This window comes from Mesorhizobium sp. M0830 (assembly GCF_040319965.1).
GTDB lineage: Bacteria > Pseudomonadota > Alphaproteobacteria > Rhizobiales > Rhizobiaceae > Mesorhizobium.
Genome location: NZ_JAMYOR010000160.1, coordinates 1 through 518 on the forward strand (window position 1 = coordinate 1; position 518 = coordinate 518).

A 518-nucleotide genomic window follows, 5' to 3' on the forward strand; every position below is an offset into this window, starting at 1 on the left:
TGGATGTTTTCGGCGCGGCGCAGCGTGTGCAGGATCATGCCGGCGCCGACGGTGGCATTCGAGATGCGATCGATCAGGATGAAGGCGCCGGTGGTGCGGTTCTCGGCGAAGGGATCGAAGGCGATCGGCGTCCGCGTCGAGATGTTGCAGATGCCGACTTCGTTCATTTCGAGCGACTTGGCCGCCTCATGGGCAAAGTCGTTGACGTTGATCCGGTATTTCAGGTCGGTGACGGTGGCGCTGGTCTGGTCGGTCTCGGTGCGCAGGATGTAGGAGCGGCCGGGCAGCAGCGCATGCTCGTCGAACCAGACGATGTTGGCGGCGAACTGGTCGGCGACCTGCGGCCGTGCGGCCGGCGAAACCAGCATGTTGCCGCGCGAGATCTCGACCTCGTCGTCAAGAACCAGCGTGACGGCCTGGCCGGCAGCCGCCTGGGCGAGGTCGCCGCCATGCGAGACGATCCGCTTGACGCGCGAAGACTTGCCGGACTTGGCGACAACGATCTCGTCGCCTGACGC

At 65.3% G+C, this 518-nt stretch carries 1 protein-coding gene; it reads right to left on the reverse strand.

All coding sequences use genetic code 11. The features are described 5' to 3' along the window. A partial coding sequence (locus tag NKI20_RS33675; RefSeq protein ID WP_502898193.1) for an elongation factor 1-alpha C-terminal domain-related protein occupies window positions 1–518 on the reverse strand: 518 nt, incomplete at both ends.